Raw genomic sequence first — 26,026 nt, 5'->3', positions numbered from 1 at the left:
AAAGATTTATTCATCAACGTGCTTCTGAAAAACTTGAATGTCGTGATATGTTATAAAGTAACACCGCTTGATGCAATCTTTATTGCGCTAAATGGCAGAGTTGCACGATAAGTGGTAAGACCAAGTTAATTTATCGTTCGCTTTCTGTTTGGTATGACACTCCGTTGAAAGGTATAGGCTTTATGGCATTAATTATTAAGCAAGCAACTTTAGTGAATAATGGTGAAATGCAAGTTTGTGATGTGAAAGTTGAAGGTGAGCTAATCACAAAAGTTGCTGCCAATATTGCAGTCTCAGATACAGATTTAATTATTGATGCAGAAGGGATGTGGTTATTACCCGGTATGATTGATGACCAAGTGCATTTTAGAGAGCCTGGCTTGACGCATAAAGGCAGAATTGCGAGTGAGTCGGCTGCTGCAGTGGCTGGTGGAATAACCAGCTTTATGGAAATGCCTAATGTGTCACCTTCAACGACTACACGGCAAGCTTTGGAAGATAAAATGGCCATAGCAGAAAAAGACTCTGTCGCGAATTATTCGTTTTATTTAGGCGCTACACCTGACAACATTGATGAAATCAAAGCGGTCGACGTTAATCGAGTATGTGGTGTAAAAGTATTCATGGGCGCGTCGACAGGTGATTTGCTTGTTGATCATCCAGATGCGCTCGAGAAAATTTTTAAAGAGTGCCCAATTTTAATTGCGACTCACTGCGAGCAAGGAGAGGTGATAAAACAAAATCAAGCTCGAGTATTGGCTGAGTTTGGTGTGTCAAACATTGAGCATCACCCTGTAATACGAGATGCAGAAGCCTGCTATCAATCCTCGTCATATGCTGTTTCTCTGGCGAAAAAATACAATTCTGACCTACATGTTTTACATTTGACCACGGCTAAAGAAATGGCTTTGTTTGAACCTGGCCCAATCGAGAACAAAAAGATTACAGCAGAAGCCTGTGTGCATCATCTTTGGTTTAACCAAGACGATTATGCCGCGCTCGGAAATCAAATAAAGTGCAACCCTGCGGTTAAATCTGAGCAAGATAGACTAGCACTTTTAGCTGCATTACAAGAAGATAGAATAGACATTATTGCGACCGATCATGCGCCTCATACATGGGAAGAAAAGTCAGTCCCTTATGAACAAGCACCAGCAGGTTTACCGCTTGTAGAACATGCACTTTTAAGCTTATTAGAGCAAGTTAAACGCGGCACTATGTTATTGACTCAGGTAGTAGAAAAAACAGCACACAATGTGGCAAAACGTTTTGCGATTGAAAAGCGTGGTTTTATTCAAGAAGGCTATTTTGCAGATCTCGTTTTGGTTGACCCGAATGCCTCTACGTATGTGACTCATGAGTCAATTCGTTATATGTGTAAATGGACGCCTTTTCATGGCACAACCTTTTCACATAAAATCGTTGCGACCTTTGTAAATGGACAAAAGGTCTATGATGGCGAGCGCGTAAACTTGAACGCTAATGCTGCTCGAGCATTGTATTTCAGCCGCTAAAAGATAGAGTTGGCAATAATAAAAAGGTGTTTCTGTTCAGACACAAACGAGTCTGTGTAATTACTTAAAACTTTGTTTTTCTGTAACGAATTGAAACAATTTAATTACCAGAGCGTACCGCAAACAATTGCTATTTTAGGTGCGCACATTAAAGTACCCAATTCTTTCCCTTTGGGGATAAGTGAAAACACTAACAAGCAGCTGAATCTAATAAAAATAGAAATTCAGCAATTATAATATTGAGGGAAATCATGCGTATTAAAGCATTAACAGCCGCTATTGTGCTTGCAGCAAGCAACTTTGCGATTGCTGACGAGGGTATGTGGCAACCACATCAATTACCTGAATTAGAGTCTGTATTAAAACAAAAAGGGTTAGAAATTGACGTTCAATCGATCTCTAAACTAACAGAATTCCCAATGAATGCGGTGATTAGTCTTGGTGGTTGTACAGCATCTTTTGTATCACCAAAAGGCCTAGTGGTTACAAACCACCACTGTGCTTATGGTTCAATTCAGTACAACTCAACAACTGATAACAATATTTTAGAAAATGGCTTCTTAGCGAAAACACCTTCAGAAGATTTACCTGCAGCACCGGGCTCACGTGTTTATGTAACTGAAGAAGTGACGGATGTGACAGCACAAGTAAACCAGGGCACAGACGGTTTATCGGGTAAAGCACGTTACGAAGCAATTGATAAAAATCGCAAAGCCCTAGTTGCTGAGTGTGAAGCAGACGGTAGCTACCGTTGTAATGTATATACCTTCCACGGTGGTCTTGAGTACTACCTAATCAAATCACTTGAAATCAAAGATGTACGTTTAGCTTACACGCCAGCGATGGGTGTTGGTAAATACGGTGGCGATATCGATAACTGGATGTGGCCACGTCACACAGGTGATTTTGCTTTCTACCGTGCTTATGTCGGTAAAGACGGTAAACCAGCAGAGTATTCAAAAGACAATGTGCCATTTGCATCTGATTCATTCTTAAGTGTGAGCGCCAAGGGCGTACAAGAAGGTGACTTTGTGATGGTAACCGGCTACCCGGGCCGTACTAACCGTTACCGTATTGCGACTGAAGTGGATTACGTGTTCAATACGGCTTACCCGCTAGCACGAAAGCATAACTCTAAGTATGTTGAGTTGATTGAAGAAAATGCCCCTGAAGGCTCTCAAGCGCGCATTGCTTACGAGAGCACCATTGCAGGTTACAATAACTACATCAAGAACTATGGTTCTATGATTGAAAGCTTCAAAAAAGGCTCAATGTATACGCGTAAGCAACAGTTCGAACAAGACTTAGCGGCTTGGATCAATGCCAATAGCGATCGTAAAGCAAAATATGGTTCAGTGTTAACTGATCTGAATAAACTAGTTGCTGAATCTCAAGCGCATAATCAACGTGACCGTATGCTAGGTTATGTGCACCGTTCACAAATGATTTCTACGGCACGTATGCTTTACCGTCTAGCAGTTGAGAAGCAAAAGCCAGATGCAGAGCGTGAGCGCGGCTATCAAGAGCGTGACTTACCACGAATTCAAGCGCGGCTTAAGAGCATGAGCCGCCGTTATGATGAAACGGTAGATAAGGCAATCTTACTTCACTTCTTAGAGCTTTATGCTGCATTGCCAAAGTCAGAGCGTTTAGTTGAAGTTGATAAAGCATTCAATCTAACTAATGGCTTTAATAAAGCGAAACAAAAAGCATTGCTAGATGACATGTATGCAAACTCTAAACTGGCTGATGAAAAAGCCCGTTTATGGATGGCAGACCTTGAGTTCTCACAAATTAACGCAAGTGCAGATCCATTCGTTCAATATGCTAAAGCCATCTTTACTGTGATGAAGCAAATTGAAGATCAAGACAAGGAGCTTGCGGGTAAACAGCAAGCAGCTCGTCCGGCATTAATGGAAGCAATCATCGCGTATAATAAGTCATTAGGTAAGCCAGTTTATGCTGATGCAAACAGCACATTACGTGTTACTTACGGTACCGTTGGCGGATATTCACCGCAAGACGGTCTAGTGGCGACACCATTTACTTCTCTTGAAGGCTTATTAGCTAAAAACACCGGTGTTGAGCCGTTCAATTCGCCAGAGAAACAAAATGAATTAATTAAGCAAAAACTTTACGGTGCATACACTGGTGGCATGAATACAGTACCTGTTAACTTCTTATCAAATGTAGATACAACGGGTGGTAACTCAGGCTCACCAACACTAAACGGTAAAGCAGAGCTAGTTGGCTTATTATTCGACGGTGTGTACGAAAGTATCATTGGTGACTGGGATTATGACGCCAACCTTAATCGCTCTATCCACGTAGACTCACGTTATATGCTTTGGGTAATGGATAAAGTAGATAATGCACAAAACCTACTAAAAGAAATGAACATTGTTAAGTAACAGTTAGTTCTTAGTTTATTCAGAAAAGCGCTCATTTTGAAGTGAGCGCTTTTTTATTGAGCGAATAACATAACCCAAAAACTTTACATTAGTCGAAAAGTGTCGCAACGTGGAAAGAGAAATCTAGTGATTAAAAAGTAATGCAAAGTTTTTGAAGGAGTTAATTATGCGATTGCGACTGCGGCATTAAGTACATTACTCTTTATTGTGACTTTGAAAAAAACTGAAAGGCCTACTCGCACTGCTACAACGGTTGATAAAGGTACTGATAACGCCAACGCCACAATCATAGCTGGTGCAAGTATCACAACTCACAACCTTTCAAATGATTCGTCTAGTTCATCTTGTAGTTTCGATAGCGGTAGTAGTGGTGGAGCAGATGGCGGCTGTTAAATTTTAGAGCAAGGAGTATTAAATGCTAAATAGATATAACACAGGTCTAGTGATTGTAGATATTCAGGGTAAGTTGGCCACACTTGTGCATGATAGTGAAGCGATGATCGCGCAAACGGTGAAACTGATTCAAGCAGCTAAATTACTCGATATTCCGATTATTTTTTTAGAGCAATTGCCAGAAAAGTTAGGGCATACTGTGCCTGAATTACAAGCTTTACTCGAAGATATTCCCGCCATAGTGAAAAGCACCTTTGATGGTTGTGGCAGCGAAGAGTTTTTACAAGCCATCGATGCTGCAAGCGTCGATAATTGGCTGGTGTGTGGCATTGAAGCCCATATTTGCGTATATCAAACGGCGATGAGCTTAAAACAAAGAGAGTTTGGTGTTGAGCTTGTGCAGGACTGTGTTTCTTCTAGAACACGTGAAAACAAGGAGCTTGCGTTAACAAAGTTAAATCAAGCAGGTATTCAACTTACAAGTTTTGAAATGTGTTTGTATGAGCTGATACGAGACGCGAACGACCCTGTATTTAAACAAGTGTTACCGCTGGTGAAATGATCATTTCCTGAGCTATCTAACCTGAGCTTTGGTTAAGAGATTTACTAACGTATTGATATTGAAGTGATAAGTTCTTTTTCAAGTCTGCAGCCGGAGACTTTTAGCGATAACAAGGCGAATTTACGCGTCAATAGCTGGCCTATTGCAAGTAAATTCAACGCAGTTAACGTTGAAAGTAGCCGCTGGAGATAGATTTATTATCCGGAGCTCAGGTTATTTAGTTATTGATTTTTGTTTTCCCCAGCATCTTCAAAAGTAGGTTTCTAAAGCTGCGTAGCAGGGGATATAAGACGGCTGACACCCGCTTAGATTTAAACAGCCAATAATTCAATTTATTAAAAACACCAGAACGAGAACTGATTAGCGCGAGAGCGTGAATGGCATCCGCACCGTAATAAATTACGCCGCCCATCTTTAATACCATACCTTGATCAATATCGAGTCCGAGTTGAGTGATTTCTTCTAACACTCCACTGCTTTCTCGAGCATTGATAATTTTGAGCTCACCAATACTTTCTCGAATACGAACGACTTGGCAGTAGTTTTCACAAGCAGGACAGTCTTTATCGTAAACCAGTAAAATTTCTTCTTTTTTCATAAGCTACTCCACTGTTGCTTTAAGCCGATAAAATGCTCTACCCCAAAAGATAAGAAAATAATACCAGTCCTCTTAATTAAGCGATCTATTTTGAGGCGAAGAAAATTTGGCGATAACGAGGCGAAAATTTTGCTATTTAGTTGTTCTAAATAAGAAATTTTAAACGAAGTTAGCGTCAGTTTTAGTCCCTCTAAATGATCGAGTATTATTGAAGACTGGTATAAATGAGCTCCAAATCCAAAACTCACTTGAGCGACCCATAGGATTGTTAATAAAGAAAAATCCAGCCACACCGCGGGCAGTGTAAATTAAGGTAATTAAAATTAAAGCGGTTTTTAAAAGCGGCAATTTTGTAATAAGCCCTGCAGCAGAAAACGCATAGGCAGACCAAATAGCAAGCATGAACACGATGCCGCTGGTAATAAGAGCGGGTTTACTACTGCCTTGCTCTGCAAGTTGTGCCATTTGCTCACCAGCACCAAAAAAACGATACCAAGGCGCGCCAAAATAAATGCAACCCAGGTGCATAACTGCGGCGAGGGCACTTAAAGAACCTGCGAAGATAAGGAAAATATTCACTCTGAGTCCTGTTAAATAATTTTCTTTAAACGTAATGGCTACTTTAACGCGATGCTATTTTGAAAACATTAACTGATTGGTAAACAAACATTTCTAACTTTATAGACTATTAATGTTTTGGTTTCTCGCTAGCTCGACAGTTTCGCGTATCTTTTTGATGACCAAATCAGGAGCATCTGCTGGAATATTATGAGTCGCACCTGTTGCTATGATGTGCTCAGAATTGTTAGAAAGCGCAGCGATGCTTTTTTGCATGCTTTGCCACTTATCGGTAATGCTAAAAAATCGAGGGTTATTTGCATAAGCTTGTTTGTCATGACTGATTACCAGCATTTTTAAATTGCCAAAGTCATAGTCGAACGTTTCTAAAGGCGTATAAAAGCCTTTTTCATATCGATAGCTTGAAAGGACATGGGCGTATCTGAAGCTGCCATAATATTGGTCAAGTCGTTTTTGCATCGGTGTGTCATAGTGTTTGAAAATATTTTTTATATCAGATAATCCAAATGCAGCGTTGAGATACTGTAAGTTTTTAACCGAATCGGGAATTGGGTCGAACTTTCCTCGCATAATTTCATGCTGATATTCATGGGCAGAGTCTAAAAGGATAAGTGCAGCCAAGTTAATCTCATTTTTTGCTGCTGTTCTTCTAGAAATAATGCCGCCATAAGAGTGGGCGACTAAAACAACAGGTTCATTGCCAGCTATATGCTTTATCAGTTCAGTTTGCAGTGCTGACTTTTCACTTGTTGTAAAAGTAACTGGCACATTATCACTACCACCATGACCAAGCCTGTCGTAATAACAGCTAGTAAAGTTATTGGGTAAAGCTTTTGTGATAGTGTCCCAGCTTTGTTGTGAGTCAGCTGCAAATCCAGTTTCGAAGAACACAAAAGGTGCATTATTTCCTTTGCATAAATACCGAACTTGTTTGTTTTGATAAGTGAAGTATTGACCGGGCAGCTTAATGGTTTGGTGTTGAATAAAGGCAACAAAGCGAAGCAAGATATAGATGAATAATATGAGTGAAAAAGCAAAAAGAGCTTTGTTTGATTTTATGCGATGCGCAAATTTTGACATGGAAATTCTTCCCTGAAATTATCATTATTTTTGTATAACGATTCACAGCTTGAAAAGGGGTGAAAATAAATTTGAGAAATTAATTGTATTTTGACACTTCATCAAAGTGTCAAAATACAATAATACCCGGCCAGATTAAGCTACTTTTTCCTTACCAATCAATCTATCAATATCAACCTCGTCAATTTGTGAAGAGGCGAGATGTTGCTTGGCATAGTCCAAATACACACCTGAGGTTAAAAATAGCTCAAAAACGTCTGAGTCTATGTGTTGATCTTTCACCATAGACTGCATAATTTTCAATGATTCAGATAAGGTTTTCGCTTTCTTGTAAGGTCTATCTGCAGCGGTCAAGGCTTCAAAAATATCAGCCACAACCAAGATGCGTTCAGGGATAGATAAATCTTCTTTTTTCAGCTTTCTTGGATAGCCTGTGCCTATCAAGGTTTCGTGATGGGTTGATGCCCAACGCGGTACATTGGCTAAATCATCAGGAAATGGCAGGCTGTCGAGCATTTTTATGGTGCTTATCATGTGCTCATTAATTCTGAATCGGTCTTCATGCGTAAGTGTGCCGCGAGAGACGGTTAGGTTATAAAGCTCGCCCTTATTGCTAAGTAAGTCAGGGATATCCATTTTTATCCCATATTTTTCGGCATACTCAGGCTTGATTGTTCTGGGTTGAAGATGTTCAGTTTTATCACTGAGCAACATTTCAACACAAGGCAAAGGATTTTTTAACCCGTGTTTAGCTTCAAGTTCCAATTGCGATAAACCAAGCGTATCGTCAAAGTGTCGTTCCCAAGTGATAACAGATAAATTCTCAAGACGGGCAACTTCTTCATCGCTGAGGTATTCTCCACCTTGATTACACTTAGCAATAAATGCAAAGTCATCTTGTAATTGTTTGAATTTTCGCTCAAGTTCGGTTTTATAAAATGCTTGAGATTCAGGGTAGAGTTGTGTGTTTTGATGGTATTCAATGACAGCATCTCGATATAAAACTTCAAATCGCATGCGAACTTCATGTATACGATTATAAATGGTTTCTAATTTGGTTGCTTTGTCGACGATATATTCAGGTGTAGTTATTTTGCCGCAGTCATGTAACCAAGCAGCCATTTTAAATTCACGTTTTTGTTCAGCAGTTTTCAAATTAAAATCACTAAACATGCCGTAATTGGCCGATGAGGCTGCTTCTGCTAGCCTAATGCCTATATCTGGCACGCGTTTACAGTGTCCAGCAGTATAAGGAGATTTGTCATCGATGGCTTGTGCTATCAGCTCTACAAAAGACTCTAGTAATGCAGCTTGCTGTTTTTCATGTTGTTTAATCGAGGCCGACATCTCAGCTAAAGACGCGCCAAGCTGGTCAAGCTCTTTGATGTTGCTGTGTTCAATAGCAACGTCATCGTACTGCCTACGTTTGATTTTTCTGTTCTGTGCCATCAGTTTGTGGATGGGCTGTACTATGGGAGCTGAAAATAAGTAAGACAGAGGAAGCAAACAAACAAGGCATGCAGCGGTGAGAAAAATAGATACCTTTACTTGGTTTAAGCTTTTTTGATATAGCTGGTTACTTGGGGTGACAATAGCGAAAAAGGTTTCTTGTCTGTCATTTACTTTAACAGGGCTGATATAAACATATGTTTCTTGATTATCGATGCTGACAGTGAGCAGAGTATTTTGCAGATTATTTTCGCTGATTGCTTCTAATAAGACTTTGTGAGGAACAGCAAAGGCATGGGTGCTAGATTGCTGAGGATCAGATTTCGTTAACCATTTATTCCGTAAGCTTGCCTCTTGAGCACCAGAGATACTTTCCATTGCACGATTTATAATTGGAATTAGGTTCTCAAACTCTGGTTTGAGAAGTAAATGTAAATTAGACGGAAAATCATAATGTGAGAATGATAGAGGCTCATTGACTATCACATCTTCTATAAAAAACTGAGACTGTGTTTGTAAAAGTGATAAATGGCTATCAAGCCCAGCGTCTGCTTTGCCACTTTGTACTGCGAAAAAGACGTCTCTAATGGTGTTTACTTCTAAAAGATTGATTGCGGGAAACTGCTGTTTTAGTGGTTGTATGATTGACCAACCTTTCGCAATTGCTAAGGTTTTACCATTCAGATCAGTAATAACATTAATTTTAGACGCGTTAGCTCGAGTGACTGTGGCATAGGGTAAATTGAGGTAAGGTGCAGAAATGGAACCCATACTTTCATTTTCAGGTGTTCTATAGATTGCCTGTAGCCCATCTAATTCATTATTTTTATATTTTCGAACGAGTTCAGGCCAAGTAAAGCCATTCACAAACTCTATTTCTAACCCTGTCATTTGAGCGATCAGCTTCAATTTATCTACTGAATAGCCCCTTGGTTGACCAGAAATGGCAAAGTCGATAGGACTCCAGTCTTTTGAATTAGATATTTGTAATGAAGGTGCATTGCGGACGATTTCTTTTTCACTTTCTGTGAGTGAAAAATTGCTATATTCGAAGCTGGTATTTTCTGAGGCTTGTTGTTGATTGGTTGCAATAACCTCACCGGTGGCCTGATAAACAAATAAGTTACTTTCTATGGCGAGACTATGTTTCTTTAGATACATAGATAAGCTAGAAAGTGCAATATCAACACCTAAAACAGCTTCTGATGCTAGCATGTTCTTAGAGTAGGTTAACCCAGGTGCTTCAAGAGACTTAAATTGATAAGGTGCTGACTTATAAACCTGTTCATGACTTGCACCTTTAAACCAAAGGCGTGAAGTGGGGTCAAATTCATGGGATTCACTGTAACTGATGCGAGGCGTTAAGTTTTGATCTAAAAAAGTGACGGTTCTAGTCGGTATATCAGCATTTGGTGCTATTTCAATTTTTAGCCACCTATCAGAAGCCAAAGCATTCAATTGAATTTTAATTTCTTGGGAATTCAGATTGATAAGTTGCCCGAAGTGGCCAGAGGGGTGGCCAATGAAAATAGAGTAATAAAGTGGGTTTTTTTCCATTGCTTTGGAAAACATTTGCAGTTGCTCTGTCGATAAACCTTCGACTTGGTTAAAGCGATTATTAGTAGAAAGTAACTCCGTCAACTCACTGGCTTGGTGATCAATCGCCGCTAAATAATCTCGTGTATATTCAGATGACATCTGAAACTGCTCAAAAGCACTTTGCTTTGCTTGCTGAGTTGAAAAATGATATTGCAGTAAAATGGCAATGCCTGCAGTTAATGTTGTGGCAATGACAAATATAGAAAAGAGCGTAAACCGAATCGAAAAACGCCACTTTTTAGTTGAGGGCATGAACACATCCTTGCATGCTTATAAAATAAACTAGTTCCTAGCTTAGAAAAGGAATTATATTATTTCCAATGAAAGTTATTCAAATTTCATTAGGTTAATTCCCAGTATGGTGTTTCTCCAAAATGTGTTTTTAAATAGTCGATAAAAACACGTACTTTGGGAGCGAGTAATCTAGAGCTAGGGTAAACGGCCCAAATAGAGGTATTGCTCACAAGCGGCGTATCTGTGAGCACGGGGATAAGCTGTTTGGCTTGAATTGCTTTGTAAGCACACCACTGCGAACAAATAGTTAGACCTAAGCCATTGATTGCTGCGTCACGAATTGCTTCGCCGTTATCTGCACGCAAGAAGTGTTTGATTTTAATTGACTGATGCCCTTCGTTAGTTTGAAAAATCCAAGTATCTAGTCCCATGAGATCGATACATTGATGATTAAGTAGGTCACTTGGTTTGGTAGGGGTGCCATGTTTATTTAAATAGCCAGGAGATGCGCAGACAAGGCGAGTATCTTGTGCAATTTTTCGAGCGACCAGGCTTGAATCATTTAAAGCGGCATTGCGTATAGCCACATCAAATCCACCCTCGACCATATCAACAATACTGTCACTTAAACGCAAATCTAAACTTAAGTCAGGGTATTGGGCCATAAACCCATTCAAAGCAGGAATAAGGTGCATTCGCCCAAAAGAAGCGGGTGCTGTAATACGCAGTCTACCTGAAGGGGACATATTACCAGAGCCGACAGAAGCGAATGCGACATCAACACTACTCAGTACTTCTTGAGCATGAGGCAAAAATGCCACGCCATCTTCGGTTAAAGAAACTTTTCTTGTTGTACGATGTATTAAACGAACACCTAAGCTTTCTTCAAGTTTACTAATATGACTGCTAGCAACGGCAGGAGATAAGCCCAATTCTTTACCTGCCAAGCTGATATTGTGACAAACAGCAATTCGTATAAATAACTTCAAGTGCTCTATATTCAAGATCTCACCTACTCAATATTTTTACTCATTATCAAAAATACATTGAAAGTGATGATAAATATATTATCTTTATCAATCTTTAAGTTATAAAAATAAAAGGCCAGCTTCATAAGCTGGCCTATAATAATTAACTTAACCTATGAAAGTTTATAGATTTTTATGCTCTGCGACGTAATGCAAAGCCACCTAGTAGTATTAACCAAAGTATATGGAGTGAGCCCGCGCTCTCTTCCTCTTCATAATATGAAGAGTCATCATTATTACCAGTGCTGGTATCTACAACAGGCTTTTTACCTAGTGTTTTTACATCAGAGAAATTGCTGTAGGCCTTGATAGTATTATCTGTGCCAACTTCATGGAGCGTCATTGTGAAATAATAATTACCATAAGGTGGTTCATCATAATCTGTAAATCGAGTGATATCTTGCCAGTATTGATTTGCATTTAGAGAGCCAAGGTTCACTTGTGCAATCGTATAGCCTCTGATTGTACCACCGTTATAAGGTGTACTCGTCGCCCACAACTTTAACTCTATCTCTCTGTTTTTATAGTCATCACTATAGTTGCTAACTTTGTCTACATTAAGCTCAATTGTGCTGCCTAAAATTTCAAAACTACATGGACAATCAAGGCCTAAATCATCTGAGCCTGATAGTTGTTGATTAGAAACAACCAGAGGATTCGAAAATGTAACGTGATCCATTAGGTATTCTTGACCATTTTGCACTTCAGTTACTGTTAAAGTAACCGAATAGCTGCCCTCTGGAGGGGTATTATAGGCTTCAGAGAAACGGATACTATGATAGTACTGATTTGCTTGTAATGGGTCTAATTGCTTCTCAGCAATAACATAGCCGTTAATGCTTCCACTACCACTGTAAGGTGAATTTGTTGCCCATAATTTCAGTTTTAAAGTACCACTGCTACCTGATGTTCTTAAGTGAGATACTTTCGCAGCTTCAATGTTTACTCGACTGCCTTCAATTTGATAGCTACATGGACATTCTAAGTCAATGTTCTGTGATGCATTATCGCCACCATTTCCACCGCCAGAACCTGACCCTGAGTTGCCACTATCAAATGTTTCTGTCCCGCTAAATTTTTGGTAAGCCACAATATAGTCTTGGCCATTATACTCAGTTAGAACCAGTGTTAAGTAATACTCGCCATCTGGTGGCTGATTGAAGCTGGCTTGTCTATTGATACTGTGAAAATATGTATTGGGTTGCAGTTGTCCTAAATTAGTTTCAGCAAGGACATAGCCATTAATTGAGCCACCATTATAGGCTTGCTTAGTCGCATAAAGCTTGAGCTTAAGTGAGCCACTTGTGGTGTTTGATTGATTGTTTACAACCTTACTTACTTTAAGCGTAACTAAGCCATTGTTGAGATCGTAAGAGCATGGACAATCTAAACTAAAGTTAGATGAGCTACCACCACCATTGCCAGAGCCGCCACTGCCGCCGCCTTCTCCGCCACCGCTAGTGTTAGAGCTGAATACGAAAGGGTTGTTTGTTGCAGCCATCGAGTCTAAAGATGTATTTAGATTAGGATATTCAGATACATGCAAGAATAAATAGTAGGTGCCAGCTGGAGGCCTTCTAAACTCTGTAGTAAAACGTACATTTACGAATGACTGGTTTGGGTCTAATGTACCGTACTCAGTACTGCCTTTAAAGGTTGAAAGGTTACCTTCAGCTAATACATAAACAGCATTACCCGTTGGACTATTTTGTGTGTTAGCAATGAGTTTTAAATACAAAGTTCCAGTACGGTTATTACCTTGATTCGAGATTTTTGGTACATATACTGAAACTTGATCGCCATTTATTGAAAAGTTACCTGTGCCTTCAAACTTAACTTGCGAGTTTGCAAAACTAGACGCGCTAACGATTAAGCTTAATAACGAAACTAAAAATACAAAAGCCCTCATTATTTCGCTCCCAATTCTTCAATAACAACTAAATCAGCACAAAGCGCAGGTTCGTGTAAATCAACAGTCTGTGACGGCGTAAGTAAAGCTAATTCGGCAAACGCAAAATTGGCATCGCAAGGTAAATCAAACTGTCCATGGGCAGATAAATTGAGAACAGGGCCAGAGTTCGCTGATACCTGAATAGGCCATGACGAGTTATTGATTAGTTGGACTTTTTTACTTTTCATTGTTGAGTAAAATGAAATTCTTAAATTTAATCCATCTTGTTCATGATCGAAAGCGTATCTCAAGTTTTGCTTAAGTTCACTTGTCACGAGTGTTTGAGTGAATGCCGTCTTTTTTAATGGTTGGTATCCATATTCATTGGCTTTGCTTTGCATGCCGGTTAATAAGCATGAAGCAAAAATCAGAAGGGTTGTTTTACGCAAAATAGGTTCCATGAATTTTGTTGAGGGTTTAAAACGGCGGCGATAATATAGGAAAATCGAATAATAAAAAAGCGGTGTTTTGACGTTTTTTTCGACGCAAAATGTTAAGCAATTAATGTTTAATGAGTTTTATGCAAAGAAAAAGTAAAAAAAGATTTTAAGGACGTGTTGAATTTAGATTAACCCGTTTTATTGGGTGCTTTAGAAAGTATATGTAAAATGAGGGAAGTAGCCTAAAGCATGTTTAGGCTAACAAGACTGGGACGTTTATTCTGGAATAAACTCAAAAGATGCGGCACGAGAAAGACGGTTGTTAACCGCTAACCAGTCGTCGTTCACAGGGGGTGTTTCGACAAAGATTTTAGCCGGTGTGAGTTTATCTAAACAGTACAAATCGTAGTAAAGGCTTTTACCGTAACCTGCAGCATCACTGGCAATTTGCTTGATGAGCTCTGGCTGCAAACCAAATTCAATTAGCTCAGCCAAAACTTGCTCTGAATAGGCAAGTACTGCGATGTTTTTGTTGCTTTCATTTTCAATGGCTTGAGTGAGCTCCGCAGTTTTCACTAAAGTCACCGGCGCATTTGGCTGGTAGTGGGCTTTAACGTTACCCGGTACCGCTTCGTTATGCTCCATTGGTGTTGTGACCGGTTTACCTAAACATTGTTCAATTTCAGTAGCTGAAATTGGACCTGCACGTAAAACTCTTAGTTCATCTGATGTTAAATCTAAAATAGTCGACTCAAGACCATGCTCGCACGAGCCACCTTTTAGAACCGCCGGAATACGACCCGTTAATTGCTCAACCACTTGTTCAGGCACCGTTGGACTTAATTGCTTATAACGGTTTGCTGAAGGTGCGGCCAATCCTGTGTCTAAATCAATTAACACTTTCAAAAACAGCGGGTGAGAAGGCACGCGTAGTGCGATGGTGTCTTTACCACCGGTTACTGGGTTATTCAGCCCAGCTTTGGTGTTTAAAATAACCGTCAATGGCCCCGGCCAAAATGCATCAGCAAGCTTTTTAAGATCAGCAGGAACGGACTCTGCCCAGCGTGCAATATGCGTTTCATCGGGAATATGCACGATTAACGGATGATTTGATGGGCGGCCTTTTGCTGCAAATATTTTTGCCACGGCTTCAGGTTGCGTTGCATCCGCAGCAAGGCCGTACACGGTTTCAGTCGGCAGGGCGACACATTCGCCTTGTGCTAGAAGCTTAACAGCTTGGGCGATCCCTTCGTCTCCGGTGAGAAGCTCTAGTGTTTCAAATTCATTCATAGGTAAACCTTAAGGATTACAGAGCTGACAATAATAGGGATCGGCAGCGGTTTGTTCGGTATTTTTTAACTCAGTATGGTCGCAGCATTCACAGTGATATTTATGCTGCTTGATTTGTTGTGTTGCAAGGCCGCATTGTTCACAAGGCAGACCAGCAATGGCTTCTTTTACAACAAAGTCTTTGGCATTGCACTTAGGGCAAATGGCACTGAGCCTGTTTGCTAAATCGTCGGCAGCTTTACTGATCATTTGCTGGCGAAGCGGGCAATACATAGCGCGTAAATCTGGTTCAATTAACGCTTCGGTTAATTGCTTGTCAGCTAAAGTTTCAATCAACGTTTCGCTGCTTAATCCTTTTAAGACTTGCTCATCAAATTTCAGCAACCAACGCTGACCTTGAAAATGATTGAGCTTTTTTAACAAGGTATCGCGGCAAGTATCACTGTTTACTTGAATACTTGAGATTGCAAAAGGCCCTGAAGCGGTTGCATAAATTGCTTGCCCAGTTGCACGTTCATAAAAACATACAATCTCGTCATTCCAGTTCACTATGCCCGGATAAGGGCCATTGCCAAAACTCCCTTCGCTGCCCAAACCAAATTCGGCACCGAGCAACTCACACGCCATTTTTGCTTTTTTTAAAGCCGCTTCTTTAGGGCTGAGCGTACGTTCAATGTCGCCTGCAAACGTGCCTAAGCTGTCGGTGTCAAACGCATTGCTTTCAACCACATCAAAGCCAAGCGGCGCGAGTGCGTTTGCGATGCACTTGGCTTTATCATGTTTAGTGATAAGTACAGCTTGATTCATAAATGACACGACCTTCAAACAACTCAATTACAGAAACGAGATTAAAATAACAAAATCCCAAAGCTCTGATAAAAACAGGCTTTAAAAAGGGGCGTTATTATACGGCGAGTTGCACAAATTTGTCACTATTTTCGCCTTGTCAGCGGGGTATAAGATGAGTGGTTTTAAAAGTGGTATGGATGAATAAAAAAGGAGAAGCAGGGGGGGCTTCTCCTTATAAATCTGAGTTTAGTTAATTATACAAACTTACTTGCCCATCATTTTGGTTGGGCTTTGCGCTGCAAGGTACGCAAATACAGCATAAACCGCTACGTTCTGGTTTAACTTTGCAGGGTCGATTTTATCTAATGTGTCATCAGCAGTGTGGTGGTAGTCAAAATAGTCAGTACCATCTTGATGTAGAGAGAAAATAGGCACGACTTTAGAGTCTTTAAATGGAATTAGATCAGGACCACCAAAAGCGTTGTTACGCGCATCGTATTTAACCCCTAAATCTTTTAAATGCTTAGCAATCGCACGTACTGTCGGTAATGAGTTTGAAGCAACGCGAGATTCAACTGCATAGATAAGATCGGCACCAAAGTCAGACTCAGCCGCAGCAACAATATTACCAAGCTCATCTTGGTGCTTTTTCACGTAAGCTTTTGCGCCCCAAAGACCTTGCTCTTCAGCGGCGAATAACACCACTCGCACACTGCGTTTAGTCTTTATTAGCTCGCTAATGTGTTTTGCCGCAGCCGTGATAATTGCCACACCCGCACCATCATCAAGTGCGCCTGTGCCTAAATCCCATGAATCTAAATGCGCGCCTAACAGCACGTATTCGTTTGGCTTTTCTGTGCCGGTAAACTCACCGATGACATTGTAAGAAGTGCCCATGCCTTTTGATTCAGCTTGTACGTTTAAATTAACTTCAACTTTATGACCCAGTTGCAATAAACGTTCAATTTGGTCGGCATCTGGGTTTGCCAGTGCGACGGCAGGAATGGCTTTAATGCCATCTTTATAATGGTTACCGCCAGTGTGTGCAAAGCGGTGTTTTGCAGTACTGACCGAGCGCATCATAAATGCCACCGCGCCTTTTTGGCTGGCAACAACGGCACCCCGGTTACGCGCTTGTACAGCAGGGCCGTAACTGTTGCCGTCTAGGCTGCGGTCCATACGGTAATTGATAAAAACAATCTTACCTTTGGCGGCATTTTTTGGCGCTGCTTCTAGCTCTTCTAGCGTTTCAAATATGACAATAGGTGCGCGCGTGCCATCTTTTGGGGTGCTGACACTGTTGCCAAGTGCGGTGATGTGAATAGGTTGCTTTGACGGCAGAATAATTTCGGCTGATTCAGAATAGCGCAGCCAAGCTGGGAATTTTGCAGGTTCTTTCCAAACTTTGTCGAAGCCTAAACGCTGAAGCTCTTTCATCGCCCAGTCTACGGCTTCAAGATCTTTAGGCGTGCCTGCCATACGCGGCCCAACTTCTGTGGTCAGCCTTGCCACAATATCGTAAGCCAGTTCGCTATTAAGCGACTTTTCTTTTAATTGCTCGGTGACTTTAATGGTTTGTGCATCAAAGGTGTCGGCAGCAAACACATTGGCGCTTAACACCAAGGCTGCCAATAATAACTTTTTCATTTTTATAGGCCTGTTGTAAAAATTAAAATAAGTCTGGAACGTTCCATAAATAAATACAAGTATTTAGGATGAATGAAGAAGGTAAGATCACTTTCGTTCTTTTCTATGTTCTTTTAAATACCTGTTTAATAGAGTTTCTGTAAACATATTGTCATTATAGTCAGGTAACCAGTCGCTATTGAGCAATTTGGTCGCGGCTAATTTTACGTTTTCATCATCTTGTTTAATGACATGCCACTTAACTTCATTGAAACCGCTGAACTCACCGTTGAGTTCACGCCATAGTGCTAAGTCCTGTGTGAGCTTTGCAAGTGTTCGGCTTATTTCGGTATTTTCATGTTCTGTATTCTTGTTTTCTAAACCTTGCAAAATTTGCGCATAAGTCAGATACAACCCAAGGTTTTGCTCAACAGGTGTTGTTAAACTCGCAAACTCAGCAAAGTGTTTAGTAAATAAATTAAGCGCCATTTGCTGGTCGTTATTAGCTATTAGTCCATGAATGTAAGGAATAACATAGCGATTTAATGCTGGGGCGAGTTGATACCTTTGCTCAAGCTTCTCGAGTGCCACAATTAAGTGCTCTGGTTTAGCAGCAAGTGCCGCTTCAACATAAAAAGTAAAATCGTTAGGAATATATTGTTTATTTGTTTGCTCAAAAACAGTCTGCGCATCCTTTAATTGGTTTGTACTGAGTAAGAACAGCACATGCTGTAATTGAAAGTGGGCAAATTTGTTTTTGTATTCATCACTTTCATTTTCGTAACTGTATTGTTCATACCAAGCTTCGTATTCCGCAGCAATAGGCTTAGTGAGCGGATAGAAATCGAGCGCATAAAGCGGGGCATTTCGTAAGTTTGGCGCAATTAAGCGGGCACGTTCAAAGTATTGCTGCGCTTTTTTGCGATCGCGCTTAACTAAATAGGCATAGGCTAATTTTATGAGCACCTCAGGATCATTTGGGCTTAGCTTGAACGCAGTTTGCAGTGAGGTGAGTGCCTCTGTTGTTTGTTGTTGCGATAGCAAGAAATCACCATAAAAAAGGTGAAATAAACTACTTTTTTGCTCTAGTAATAGTCCTTGCTCGAAATAGGTTTTTGCTGTTTCAAAGTCACCATTTTGCTGGTGGAGGGCACCAAGTAGTGCAATGGCATTAATATGATGGGGAGCAATTTCTATGGCTTTTTGCAGCAAGGGTAAACAGCTTGCGTAGGTTTTCGTTTGGCTGTGCTGACCGTAAACAAGCAATTGGTAATCGCTGTTACACAAACCAAACAGGGCATTAGCGTTGTTAGGGCTCTTATTCAAAATGGCTTTATAGAGTTTACTTGCCTTGTTGATCGAGTTTACATCACGTTGTTTGACCAAATGATCTGCAAGGGTTAAATCTTCAAAATAAGTTTGTTCATTTGGCTGTTTTTTTACCTGCGCTTGTAACTCTTCTTTGATTGAGCCGTTGTTCATAAACCAAAAAACGATAACCATAAACACAAGAACACATACAGCGAAAGCCGTTAACTTATGCTTTTTCGTTATTTTTTCAGCCGGCGCTTGTTGTAATGCTTGTTTCTTTGAGCTGCCTTTTGCTAATGAATTTTGTGCTTCATGCTCAAAGCTCAGATCAATATGAGGGGAGAGCCTATAGCCTTTTCCCGAAATCTGTTCAATGGCTTCAGTAATGGTTTTATCTTGATGAAGTGTTTTTCTGAGTTGTGCAACGGCCTGATAAATAGAGCTATCAGTAACTACGCGATCGGGCCAAATTTGCTTGGCGATAAAATCTAAACTCAGCGGTGTGTTTTGATGGCGAGTTAGTAAAACCAATAAAGCCATAACTTTAGGCGGCAGCGAGCACTCGAACGATTGTTCGGCTAAAGTGAGCTTGTTCAAATGCGGCTCTACATACCAATTGGCGAGTATAAAAGGGGCCTCTGTCTTTTCCATCTTTATGATAACTATACTTATTTTTATTTTGAGACAAAATTCAGAGTAAAATTATATGCTTTTTAGGTAATTAACCCAGTGTTTTTTTAAGGTGGCGTCAGTTTCAAAAAAGGAGTCGCCATGAAAACACTTATGCTAACTAGCTTACTATTACCTTTTGCTTTAAATGCGAAAGAGTTTGATGTCATCATCAAAAACGTTACCGTTATTTCGCCGCTTAACCCATACCAAGCCAGCGTTGCAGATAAACGTTGGGTCGGCATTCAAGATGACAAAATTAAAACCATATCGACAAAAGCCTTGAACGACGTTGACGCTAATGTGATTGATGGCACCGGTAAGTTTGTAATTCCCGGTTTGATGGACGCCCATGTGCACCTAAATCGCATGCCTGGATTACCCTTTGAGCTTAGCAAGTTTAATGAAAAGGAGATTGCAGAGCTTGAAAGTTTACAGCAGCAATACCTGCAAAGGCAGGGCAAGAATTACTTATATTACGGTGTAACTCAAGTGCTTGAGCCGGGTGCGAGTAAAGAGAGTATGTCGTTATTTCAAAGTAACGGTGTGGCACCAACAAGCTATTTTTGCGGTGCTGTGCCAATTTATCAAGGATATAACGCACAAGGTATAAATTATGAACACCTACATGAAAAGCGCCCGTATTTCGTGCATCAACATGGGGATCCGAGTCATCAATATGAGAACCACATATTAGAAAGTCATTCACCTAAACAATTAATAAAACACATGGCCGATGATGGCGCTATATGCACCAAAGTGTATCTAGAGGATGGTTTTGGTGAGCGTTCAGATATTCCGCTAATCGCTTCTAACACGCTAGAAGAACTCAAATCTGCCAGTGAGCAACACGGTTTAAAAATGATGGCTCATGCCAATGCCACCGACATGCAGCGTTTAGGGTTGAATCATCAAGTGGATGTGATGGCACATGGTAATTGGAATTGGCTTGACGAAAGCAAAGAAAGCAGAAAAGGTGTAAGTGATGAACTACCAGCTAAAGTAAAAGCTGTCGCCGATGACATTATTCGCTCAGGTGTTGTTTATCAACCAACACTCAATGTCATGCGCGCGCTGACAGATGTGATGCGTGAAGGTCATATTATTCAACCGGAGTACAAAACAGTGCTGAGTGAAGCGCAAATTGCTTGGTACCAAACTGAAGCAGGGCAATGGTTTGCACGAGAAATGAAATCAGGCTGGGGCAATATGAGTGATGCACAAAAAATTGCACGTTTTGAGTTTAACCAACAGCTTGGTAAACGCGTTTTAAATTACATATATCAAAACGGTGGTTTGATTTCACTCGCAACCGACACACCACCTGCACCGACCTATGCATCACAACCGGGATTAGCAACCTATTGGGAATTAAAAGATATGCATGCCGCAGGGATGAGTTTAGCAAGTATTCTTGCTGCGGCAACCTTGAATAATGCCAAGGCATTTTCGCTAGATAAACAGTACGGCACTGTTGAGACGGGCAAAGTGGCTAATTTGTTGTTGCTCAATGCCAACCCTTTGCACAGTGTTGAAGCGTATAATCTGATTGATACGATTATTTTAAACGGTGAGCCTTTGTCTAGAACTTATTTAGAAATAACAAAATAAATCAGCAGATTGCATTTTGTTTAGGAAGATGTTTCTATGGTCGAGAATGTACCTGATAAGGAAAAGTCATGATCCGCCTAGCAAATCTAGAAGATCTTCCACACGTGCTCAACTTATACCGAGAACTACGTCCGCATGACCCCGAGCTCGAAAAGTCTTTTTCTGAGCAAGTATGGGCAGAGATGATGCGCTGCCCAGAAACACATATTGTAGTGGCAGATATCGAAGGGGGGTTAGCCGCAACTTGCGCACTGGGTTTAAATAAGAGTATTGCGAATGGTGGTCGACCTTTTGCCATTATTGAACATGTGATCACCGCAGAAAAATTCCGCCGTCGTGGATTAAGTCAACAGGTACTTGAGTTTAGCATTCAAAAAGCATGGGAGCTAAATTGCTATAAAGTCATGCTGCTCTCAGGCGAGAATCTCACTGGCGCGCACCGAGTATATGAGTCGGTAGGCTTTAAAGCAGGTATCGAGAAGGGGTTTGTGATTAAAGCGCCAAAAAAGTAATAGAATAAATGAACAAAACAATATTAGTTACCGAAAGACTCACCTTAGCCCCTTTAAATGAAAGCGATAAGTCTCTTTTCATTCATTTATGTATGGACCCTGAGGTGATGGAACACTGTTATGATCCTAGTACGTTAGAAGAAGCTGAGGCTAGCTTCGAGGCTTTTGCTCAGCCGTGGGATAGCGACAGTCATGATTGGTTATGTTTTGGTATCACTGACACTAATACAGGTGAAAAAGTCGGAAATATCTCGGTCAAAATACTTGATCACGAGCAGCATATTGGCGAAGTCGGGTTTTTATTAAATCCTTGCAAGCAAGGCAAAGGGTATGCGTTTGAAGCACTTAAACGGGTAAAGACGTTTTCTTTTGATGTGCTTAACCTACAAAAGCTGAAAGCGATTTGCTCGACTCAAAATACGAGCTCGATAAAGTTATTAGAAAAGTCAGGTTTCATCCAAGCCGCATTACTTAAAGATAATGTTGTGATAAAAGGTAGGTCAATTGATGACTACCAATATGAATACATTCGTTAAACAATAAATATAAAAGGTAAACAATGAAAAAGTTGGCCATAGCAACAGCTGCTCTTGTACTTTCTGGCTGTATGTCTACGCCTGAATCAGTCAACTTCAATGGTGAGATGGTCGGTACATATAGTGTTGCAGCAAGTTGTAGCGATATGCTGTTAGATACAGATTGTTCAGGCATGACCGGTGCTACAAAAGATATTGAGTTAGCAGGTATTAAATTGAGAGCTGCTGCAGGTCAGTCAGGTAAAGTCGTATTTATTATGTCTGAATCGAGTTTCAGCACAGATCAAAATGCGCTTCAAAATGGTGCTAAGTCTTTAGAGAAACTATTCAAAGATAATGGCATTCAAATTGAGTCGAAGAAAGTGATGTTCGGTGGTAGTGACGTATACGGCGTTCATTTTCAATTAAGTGACAATGGCTATCGCTTGTTAAAATCACTTTAATTTCAAATGGGCTTATATTTTTGTAAGCCCATAAAACATTTCATTACGACATTTGGCCGCTGACTATTTGCTGAAAGTTAAAGTGAGTGCCCATTTTCTTAGAACAATTAAAATCATAAAATCATACCTTATCACTTTAGGTTATAACAATTTCGTAACAAATTCTGTGCAGCTGTATTTAAGTTAGTACAAACTTTGCTCAAACAATACACGTCTAGACGTATGAACATTCACAGTCCAGTGTAATGGAGGTTTTACAGTAGGAAATGAAGTATTTAGAGTTTTTGCACCTATAATAAAAACAAATTGACAGCGTTGGACATTTGTTCTTTTCTTGTTGCTTGTAAATGATTTGTTAATCGTTTGCGCTCTAAAAACAAGATAAGGAATCAAAATGAAAACCAAGTTGAACAAAACTACACAGGCACTTATTTTTTGCGGTGCATTGGTCCCAGCAGTTCATGCATCGACACTGATAGATGAAAGCAGTATCGAAACAAATCAGGCTGAGCGTTACATCGTTACACTTAAAAGTGAGCAAGGCACAATTGCGCAGCCTTTTGAGCTAAGCCCACAACAAACCAAACAGCTTCAAATGAATCGTCTTCAGTCAGTTGCACTGACGGTATCGGCTCAAGCTGAACAAGTTTTACCGTCAATTAATGCGGTGTCTATGTCTCTAACTTCTGAGCAAAAAGCTTTGTTAGCTGCACGCTCAGATGTGTTGTCTATCGAAGTAGATCCAAAGCGTTACCTAATGGCTGAAAGCACGCCTTATGGCATCAATATGGTGCAAGCTAACCAGTTGTCAGACACCATGTCGGGCAATCGTAAGGTATGTATCATGGATACAGGTTATACCTTAAATCACCCAGATTTACCTTCAACGGGAATTACTGGTGATGACGGCTACGGCAGTAACAATACAGGTAACTGGTACAACGATGGTAATGGTCACGGTACGCATGTAGCAGGCACGATTGCTGCGATTGGTGGCAATGGTCAAGGTGTGGTGGGGGTAAACCCATCAGGTCAGCTTGGTTTACATATCGTAAAAGTATTCAACGATTCAGGCCGCTGGGCTTATGGCTCGGACCTAGTTAAAGCGATTGAGCAATGTCAGCTAGCGGGTGCCAATGTCACGAGTATGAGTCTTGGTGGTTCAGGCCAGTCAAATGCAGAACGTCAAGCATTTGCAAACAGCTATGCGCAAGGCATGCTGCATATTGCCGCAGCTGGTAATGGTGGTAATAGTTCCATGAGCTATCCTGCATCATATGACTCGGTTGTTTCAGTAGCAGCGGTTGATAGCCGTGAAAACAAAGCGTCATTCTCGCAATACAACAGCCAAGTCGAAATCGCCGCACCGGGTGTTGGTGTTAATTCTACATGGAATAATAACAACTATCGAAGCATTAGCGGCACATCAATGGCAACGCCACATGTATCGGGTGTTGCAGCACTGGTATGGAGTCATTTCCCTGAGTGTAATAACCAACAAATTCGTGATGCATTAAATGCTACAGCTAAAGATAAAGGTGCTGCAGGGCGTGATACTTCCTATGGTCATGGTATTGTGCAAGCAAAAGCAGCATACGACTATTTAGCTTCAAGTACATGTGAAGGCCCTGGGGATGCCAAACCTGTTGCGAGTTTCAAGGTAACGCTAAACGGTAAAACCATACAACTGACTGACAGCTCATATGACGACAAAGGGATTGCTGCTTACTCGTGGGAGTTTGGTGATGGGGCAACTAGTTCAAGCAAAAACCCAAGCCACACGTATGCAAGTGCTGGAGAGTATACTGTTAAATTGACTGTAAGAGACACTGTTGGTCAAGTTGCTAGTAAATCTGAAGTCATCAAGGTAACGGATGGCAATACGGGTGGATGTAATGGTACGCCAACATGGTCAGCAGGTAAGGTTTACTTATCTAAAGATCGCGTTTCATTAAATGGCAATTTGTACGAAGCAAAGTGGTGGAACATAGATCAAAACCCTGAGCAATTCTCAGGTCGTTGGGATGTATGGGCGAACAAAGGCGCTTGTAAGTAACGTTTTTAAATAAATTCCCAATACTTTTGTTATTAAAGGCAATTTAGGTAACTAAATTGCCTTTTGCTTTTTATTGCAATTTTTTGATTCATTTTTCGTACTCATTGTTATGACAAGCTATGTTTAATAAAAAAGCAGAACACTCAAACTTATGAAATGGTTAAAACATATTGATGACAGCTTTGACTCGCTCTTGACCGATTGTTACCAGCAGCGCGAAATGGAAATGGAAAACCACATCAACAAAATTCGTTTTTTTGGTTTGATGGCGCTGTTTTTACTCGAATTACTGGTCGGTACGCTCAGTCAGGGACTGGATTTAATTTTAATCAGTGTCGATCTTGGGTCGATGGTTATAACAGCAGTTTGGTGTTGGCTGGTTCGGCACTGGGCAACCACAGGCAGCTATAAGCCTTGGCTCAAGTATGTGTCAATTTTATTCGATTATGTGATTATTTTAGCCATTACATTAGAAATGGAATATTTGGCCGAAATAGGGCACTTCTTACGCGATCTGCACCAAACACAATTTGAATTGATGCTGATCAGCGCGCTAATCCTATTTAATGTCATGAGTGCATTCAGGCAAGGTCGCGTGATTATTTACTTTTCGACGCTGTGTTGTTTAGCTGCGACAACGCTTATTTTAGAGCACAGCCAGACTGACCGAACCATAGAGATCCACGAACAGATCATCGTGCTATTCTCGGGGTTACTCGCTTGGTCTATTTCTCATTACATTACCAATACCTATACGCGCTTACGCCATCGTGAAAGGTTATTACGTTATCTGCCTGAAAAGCTAGTCAGCGCGGTAGAAACCGGAGCTGTTGACATAGAGCCGGGCGGTGAGCGCCGCGAAGTGACTATTTTGATGGCCGATATTCGTAATTTCACCACCTTATGTGAGCGCAATGAACCAGAGGTAGTTACTCGTATTCTAAATCGCTATTTCTCAGCCATGAGCAATCCTATTTTTAAACATGATGGCATGATAGATAAATTTATCGGTGATGCCATTATGGCCGTGTTTGGTGCGCCACAAGCGGGAATGAATAGCGCTCAAGGTGCAATAAATGCTGCAAAGGGCATGCTTAAAGAACTAATAGAGTTAAATAAACAATTTGCCGAGCAAGGCCTTCCACAGCTTGAAATTGGCATTGGTATTCACAGTGGTGAAGCCATTGCAGGTAATGTGGGGAGTTTGAGTTGTATGGATTACACCGTAATTGGCGACACAGTTAATGTCGCAGCGAGAATAGAGAGCAAAACTAAAGAGCTTGGGCAAGTATTACTTGTCAGTGAAGACACCGCGGAAAAATCAGAGATGTCGGATTTAGCTTGGGTTGCAGATGTAAAACTCAAAGGTCGAGACAAAACAGTCAATGTTTATTCTTTTCAATGA

Annotated in this window: 20 protein-coding genes; 9 read left to right on the top strand and 11 right to left on the bottom strand. The window is 40.7% G+C overall.

Translation table 11 applies throughout. The features are described from left to right. Positions 1 to 182: 182 nt before the first annotated feature. From AAEU28_RS12710 to AAEU28_RS12700, 3 genes are all read left to right on the top strand, one after another. Entirely contained in the window at positions 183 to 1,514 is a 1,332-nt protein-coding gene (locus tag AAEU28_RS12710; protein ID WP_421964458.1) for a dihydroorotase, read from the top strand. A gap of 251 nt (positions 1,515 to 1,765) precedes the next feature. Continuing rightward, positions 1,766 to 3,925 carry a S46 family peptidase gene (locus AAEU28_RS12705; RefSeq protein ID WP_421964457.1) on the top strand — a complete coding sequence of 720 codons (2,160 nt, stop codon included), beginning with the start codon at positions 1,766 to 1,768 and terminating at the stop codon, positions 3,923 to 3,925. 415 nt (positions 3,926 to 4,340) lie between these two features. Then, entirely contained in the window at positions 4,341 to 4,880 is a 540-nt protein-coding gene (locus tag AAEU28_RS12700) for a hydrolase (RefSeq protein WP_421964456.1), read from the top strand. Positions 4,881 to 5,097: 217 nt separating this feature from the next. Here the strand turns inward: AAEU28_RS12700 and AAEU28_RS12695 are convergent, their stop codons facing one another. The 11 genes from AAEU28_RS12695 to AAEU28_RS12645 form a co-directional block, all read right to left on the bottom strand. Further along, positions 5,098 to 5,478 (bottom strand): DCC1-like thiol-disulfide oxidoreductase family protein, encoded by a 381-nt coding sequence (locus AAEU28_RS12695; protein WP_421964455.1) that lies wholly within the window; start codon positions 5,476 to 5,478, stop codon positions 5,098 to 5,100. A 159-nt stretch (positions 5,479 to 5,637) separates the two neighbouring features. After that, positions 5,638 to 6,057 (bottom strand): hypothetical protein, encoded by a 420-nt coding sequence (locus AAEU28_RS12690; RefSeq protein WP_421964454.1) that lies wholly within the window; start codon positions 6,055 to 6,057, stop codon positions 5,638 to 5,640. 99 nt (positions 6,058 to 6,156) lie between these two features. Further along, positions 6,157 to 7,137: an alpha/beta fold hydrolase gene (locus tag AAEU28_RS12685; RefSeq protein WP_421964453.1), complete on the bottom strand. Its 981-nt coding sequence runs from the start codon at positions 7,135 to 7,137 to the stop codon at positions 6,157 to 6,159. 135 nt (positions 7,138 to 7,272) lie between these two features. Next, a complete protein-coding gene (locus AAEU28_RS12680) occupies positions 7,273 to 10,437 on the bottom strand; it encodes an HD domain-containing phosphohydrolase (protein WP_421964452.1) in 3,165 nt (1,054 codons plus the stop codon). 89 nt (positions 10,438 to 10,526) lie between these two features. Then, positions 10,527 to 11,423, bottom strand: coding sequence for a LysR family transcriptional regulator (locus AAEU28_RS12675; RefSeq protein ID WP_421964451.1), 897 nt, complete (start codon positions 11,421 to 11,423; stop codon positions 10,527 to 10,529). 157 nt (positions 11,424 to 11,580) lie between these two features. Further along, positions 11,581 to 13,356 (bottom strand): hypothetical protein, encoded by a 1,776-nt coding sequence (locus AAEU28_RS12670; RefSeq protein WP_421964450.1) that lies wholly within the window; start codon positions 13,354 to 13,356, stop codon positions 11,581 to 11,583. Next, complete coding sequence (locus tag AAEU28_RS12665; protein ID WP_421964449.1) at positions 13,356 to 13,787, bottom strand: hypothetical protein; 432 nt, start codon at positions 13,785 to 13,787, stop codon at positions 13,356 to 13,358. Before AAEU28_RS12665 ends, AAEU28_RS12670 begins: the two co-directional genes overlap by 1 nt. Before the next feature lie 267 nt (positions 13,788 to 14,054). Beyond that, positions 14,055 to 15,068 carry an L-threonylcarbamoyladenylate synthase gene (locus tag AAEU28_RS12660; protein WP_421964448.1) on the bottom strand — a complete coding sequence of 338 codons (1,014 nt, stop codon included), beginning with the start codon at positions 15,066 to 15,068 and terminating at the stop codon, positions 14,055 to 14,057. Between the two features lie 9 nt (positions 15,069 to 15,077). Next, complete coding sequence (locus tag AAEU28_RS12655; RefSeq protein ID WP_421964447.1) at positions 15,078 to 15,875, bottom strand: DUF6671 family protein; 798 nt, start codon at positions 15,873 to 15,875, stop codon at positions 15,078 to 15,080. A 246-nt stretch (positions 15,876 to 16,121) separates the two neighbouring features. Beyond that, positions 16,122 to 17,504, bottom strand: coding sequence for a M20/M25/M40 family metallo-hydrolase (locus AAEU28_RS12650; protein ID WP_421964446.1), 1,383 nt, complete (start codon positions 17,502 to 17,504; stop codon positions 16,122 to 16,124). Between the two features lie 87 nt (positions 17,505 to 17,591). Beyond that, the gene (locus AAEU28_RS12645; RefSeq protein WP_421964445.1) at positions 17,592 to 19,445 is read right to left on the bottom strand and encodes a tetratricopeptide repeat protein; all 1,854 of its coding nucleotides are present in this window, start codon (positions 19,443 to 19,445) and stop codon (positions 17,592 to 17,594) included. Positions 19,446 to 19,565: 120 nt separating this feature from the next. Between AAEU28_RS12645 and AAEU28_RS12640 the strand changes: the two genes are divergently transcribed. The 6 genes from AAEU28_RS12640 to AAEU28_RS12615 all read left to right on the top strand — a co-directional run bounded on the left by AAEU28_RS12640 (position 19,566) and on the right by AAEU28_RS12615 (position 26,026). After that, positions 19,566 to 21,074: an amidohydrolase family protein gene (locus AAEU28_RS12640; protein WP_421964444.1), complete on the top strand. Its 1,509-nt coding sequence runs from the start codon at positions 19,566 to 19,568 to the stop codon at positions 21,072 to 21,074. A gap of 68 nt (positions 21,075 to 21,142) precedes the next feature. Then, positions 21,143 to 21,586, top strand: a complete 444-nt coding sequence (locus AAEU28_RS12635; RefSeq protein ID WP_421964443.1) for a GNAT family N-acetyltransferase — start codon at positions 21,143 to 21,145, stop codon at positions 21,584 to 21,586. Positions 21,587 to 21,594: 8 nt separating this feature from the next. Then, positions 21,595 to 22,122 (top strand): GNAT family N-acetyltransferase, encoded by a 528-nt coding sequence (locus AAEU28_RS12630; RefSeq protein WP_421964442.1) that lies wholly within the window; start codon positions 21,595 to 21,597, stop codon positions 22,120 to 22,122. A gap of 23 nt (positions 22,123 to 22,145) precedes the next feature. Then, positions 22,146 to 22,565 carry a hypothetical protein gene (locus AAEU28_RS12625; RefSeq protein ID WP_421964441.1) on the top strand — a complete coding sequence of 140 codons (420 nt, stop codon included), beginning with the start codon at positions 22,146 to 22,148 and terminating at the stop codon, positions 22,563 to 22,565. 394 nt (positions 22,566 to 22,959) lie between these two features. Further along, positions 22,960 to 24,621 (top strand): S8 family serine peptidase, encoded by a 1,662-nt coding sequence (locus AAEU28_RS12620; RefSeq protein ID WP_421964440.1) that lies wholly within the window; start codon positions 22,960 to 22,962, stop codon positions 24,619 to 24,621. 151 nt (positions 24,622 to 24,772) lie between these two features. Continuing rightward, on the top strand, positions 24,773 to 26,026 hold the full coding sequence (locus tag AAEU28_RS12615) for an adenylate/guanylate cyclase domain-containing protein (RefSeq protein ID WP_421964439.1): 1,254 nt from the start codon (positions 24,773 to 24,775) through the stop codon (positions 26,024 to 26,026).

Origin of the sequence: Pseudoalteromonas sp. SS15, from assembly GCF_049257195.1 — a bacterium.
Taxonomy (GTDB): domain Bacteria; phylum Pseudomonadota; class Gammaproteobacteria; order Enterobacterales; family Alteromonadaceae; genus Pseudoalteromonas.
This window is presented reverse-complemented; position numbering and strand designations above follow the sequence as displayed.

Bases quoted from the DNA above. Each gene is read 5' to 3' on its own strand.
- AAEU28_RS12710 (WP_421964458.1), top strand. From the start codon at position 183: ATGGCATTAATTATTAAGCAAGCAACTTTAGTGAATAATGGTGAAATG.
- AAEU28_RS12705 (WP_421964457.1), top strand. From the start codon at position 1,766: ATGCGTATTAAAGCATTAACAGCCGCTATTGTGCTTGCAGCAAGCAAC.
- AAEU28_RS12700 (WP_421964456.1), top strand. From the start codon at position 4,341: ATGCTAAATAGATATAACACAGGTCTAGTGATTGTAGATATTCAGGGT.
- AAEU28_RS12695 (WP_421964455.1), bottom strand. From the start codon at position 5,478: ATGAAAAAAGAAGAAATTTTACTGGTTTACGATAAAGACTGTCCTGCT.
- AAEU28_RS12685 (WP_421964453.1), bottom strand. From the start codon at position 7,137: ATGTCAAAATTTGCGCATCGCATAAAATCAAACAAAGCTCTTTTTGCT.
- AAEU28_RS12680 (WP_421964452.1), bottom strand. From the start codon at position 10,437: ATGCCCTCAACTAAAAAGTGGCGTTTTTCGATTCGGTTTACGCTCTTT.
- AAEU28_RS12670 (WP_421964450.1), bottom strand. From the start codon at position 13,356: ATGAGGGCTTTTGTATTTTTAGTTTCGTTATTAAGCTTAATCGTTAGC.
- AAEU28_RS12660 (WP_421964448.1), bottom strand. From the start codon at position 15,068: ATGAATGAATTTGAAACACTAGAGCTTCTCACCGGAGACGAAGGGATC.
- AAEU28_RS12655 (WP_421964447.1), bottom strand. From the start codon at position 15,875: ATGAATCAAGCTGTACTTATCACTAAACATGATAAAGCCAAGTGCATC.
- AAEU28_RS12650 (WP_421964446.1), bottom strand. From the start codon at position 17,504: ATGAAAAAGTTATTATTGGCAGCCTTGGTGTTAAGCGCCAATGTGTTT.
- AAEU28_RS12645 (WP_421964445.1), bottom strand. From the start codon at position 19,445: ATGGAAAAGACAGAGGCCCCTTTTATACTCGCCAATTGGTATGTAGAG.
- AAEU28_RS12640 (WP_421964444.1), top strand. From the start codon at position 19,566: ATGAAAACACTTATGCTAACTAGCTTACTATTACCTTTTGCTTTAAAT.
- AAEU28_RS12635 (WP_421964443.1), top strand. From the start codon at position 21,143: ATGATCCGCCTAGCAAATCTAGAAGATCTTCCACACGTGCTCAACTTA.
- AAEU28_RS12630 (WP_421964442.1), top strand. From the start codon at position 21,595: ATGAACAAAACAATATTAGTTACCGAAAGACTCACCTTAGCCCCTTTA.
- AAEU28_RS12625 (WP_421964441.1), top strand. From the start codon at position 22,146: ATGAAAAAGTTGGCCATAGCAACAGCTGCTCTTGTACTTTCTGGCTGT.
- AAEU28_RS12620 (WP_421964440.1), top strand. From the start codon at position 22,960: ATGAAAACCAAGTTGAACAAAACTACACAGGCACTTATTTTTTGCGGT.
- AAEU28_RS12615 (WP_421964439.1), top strand. From the start codon at position 24,773: ATGAAATGGTTAAAACATATTGATGACAGCTTTGACTCGCTCTTGACC.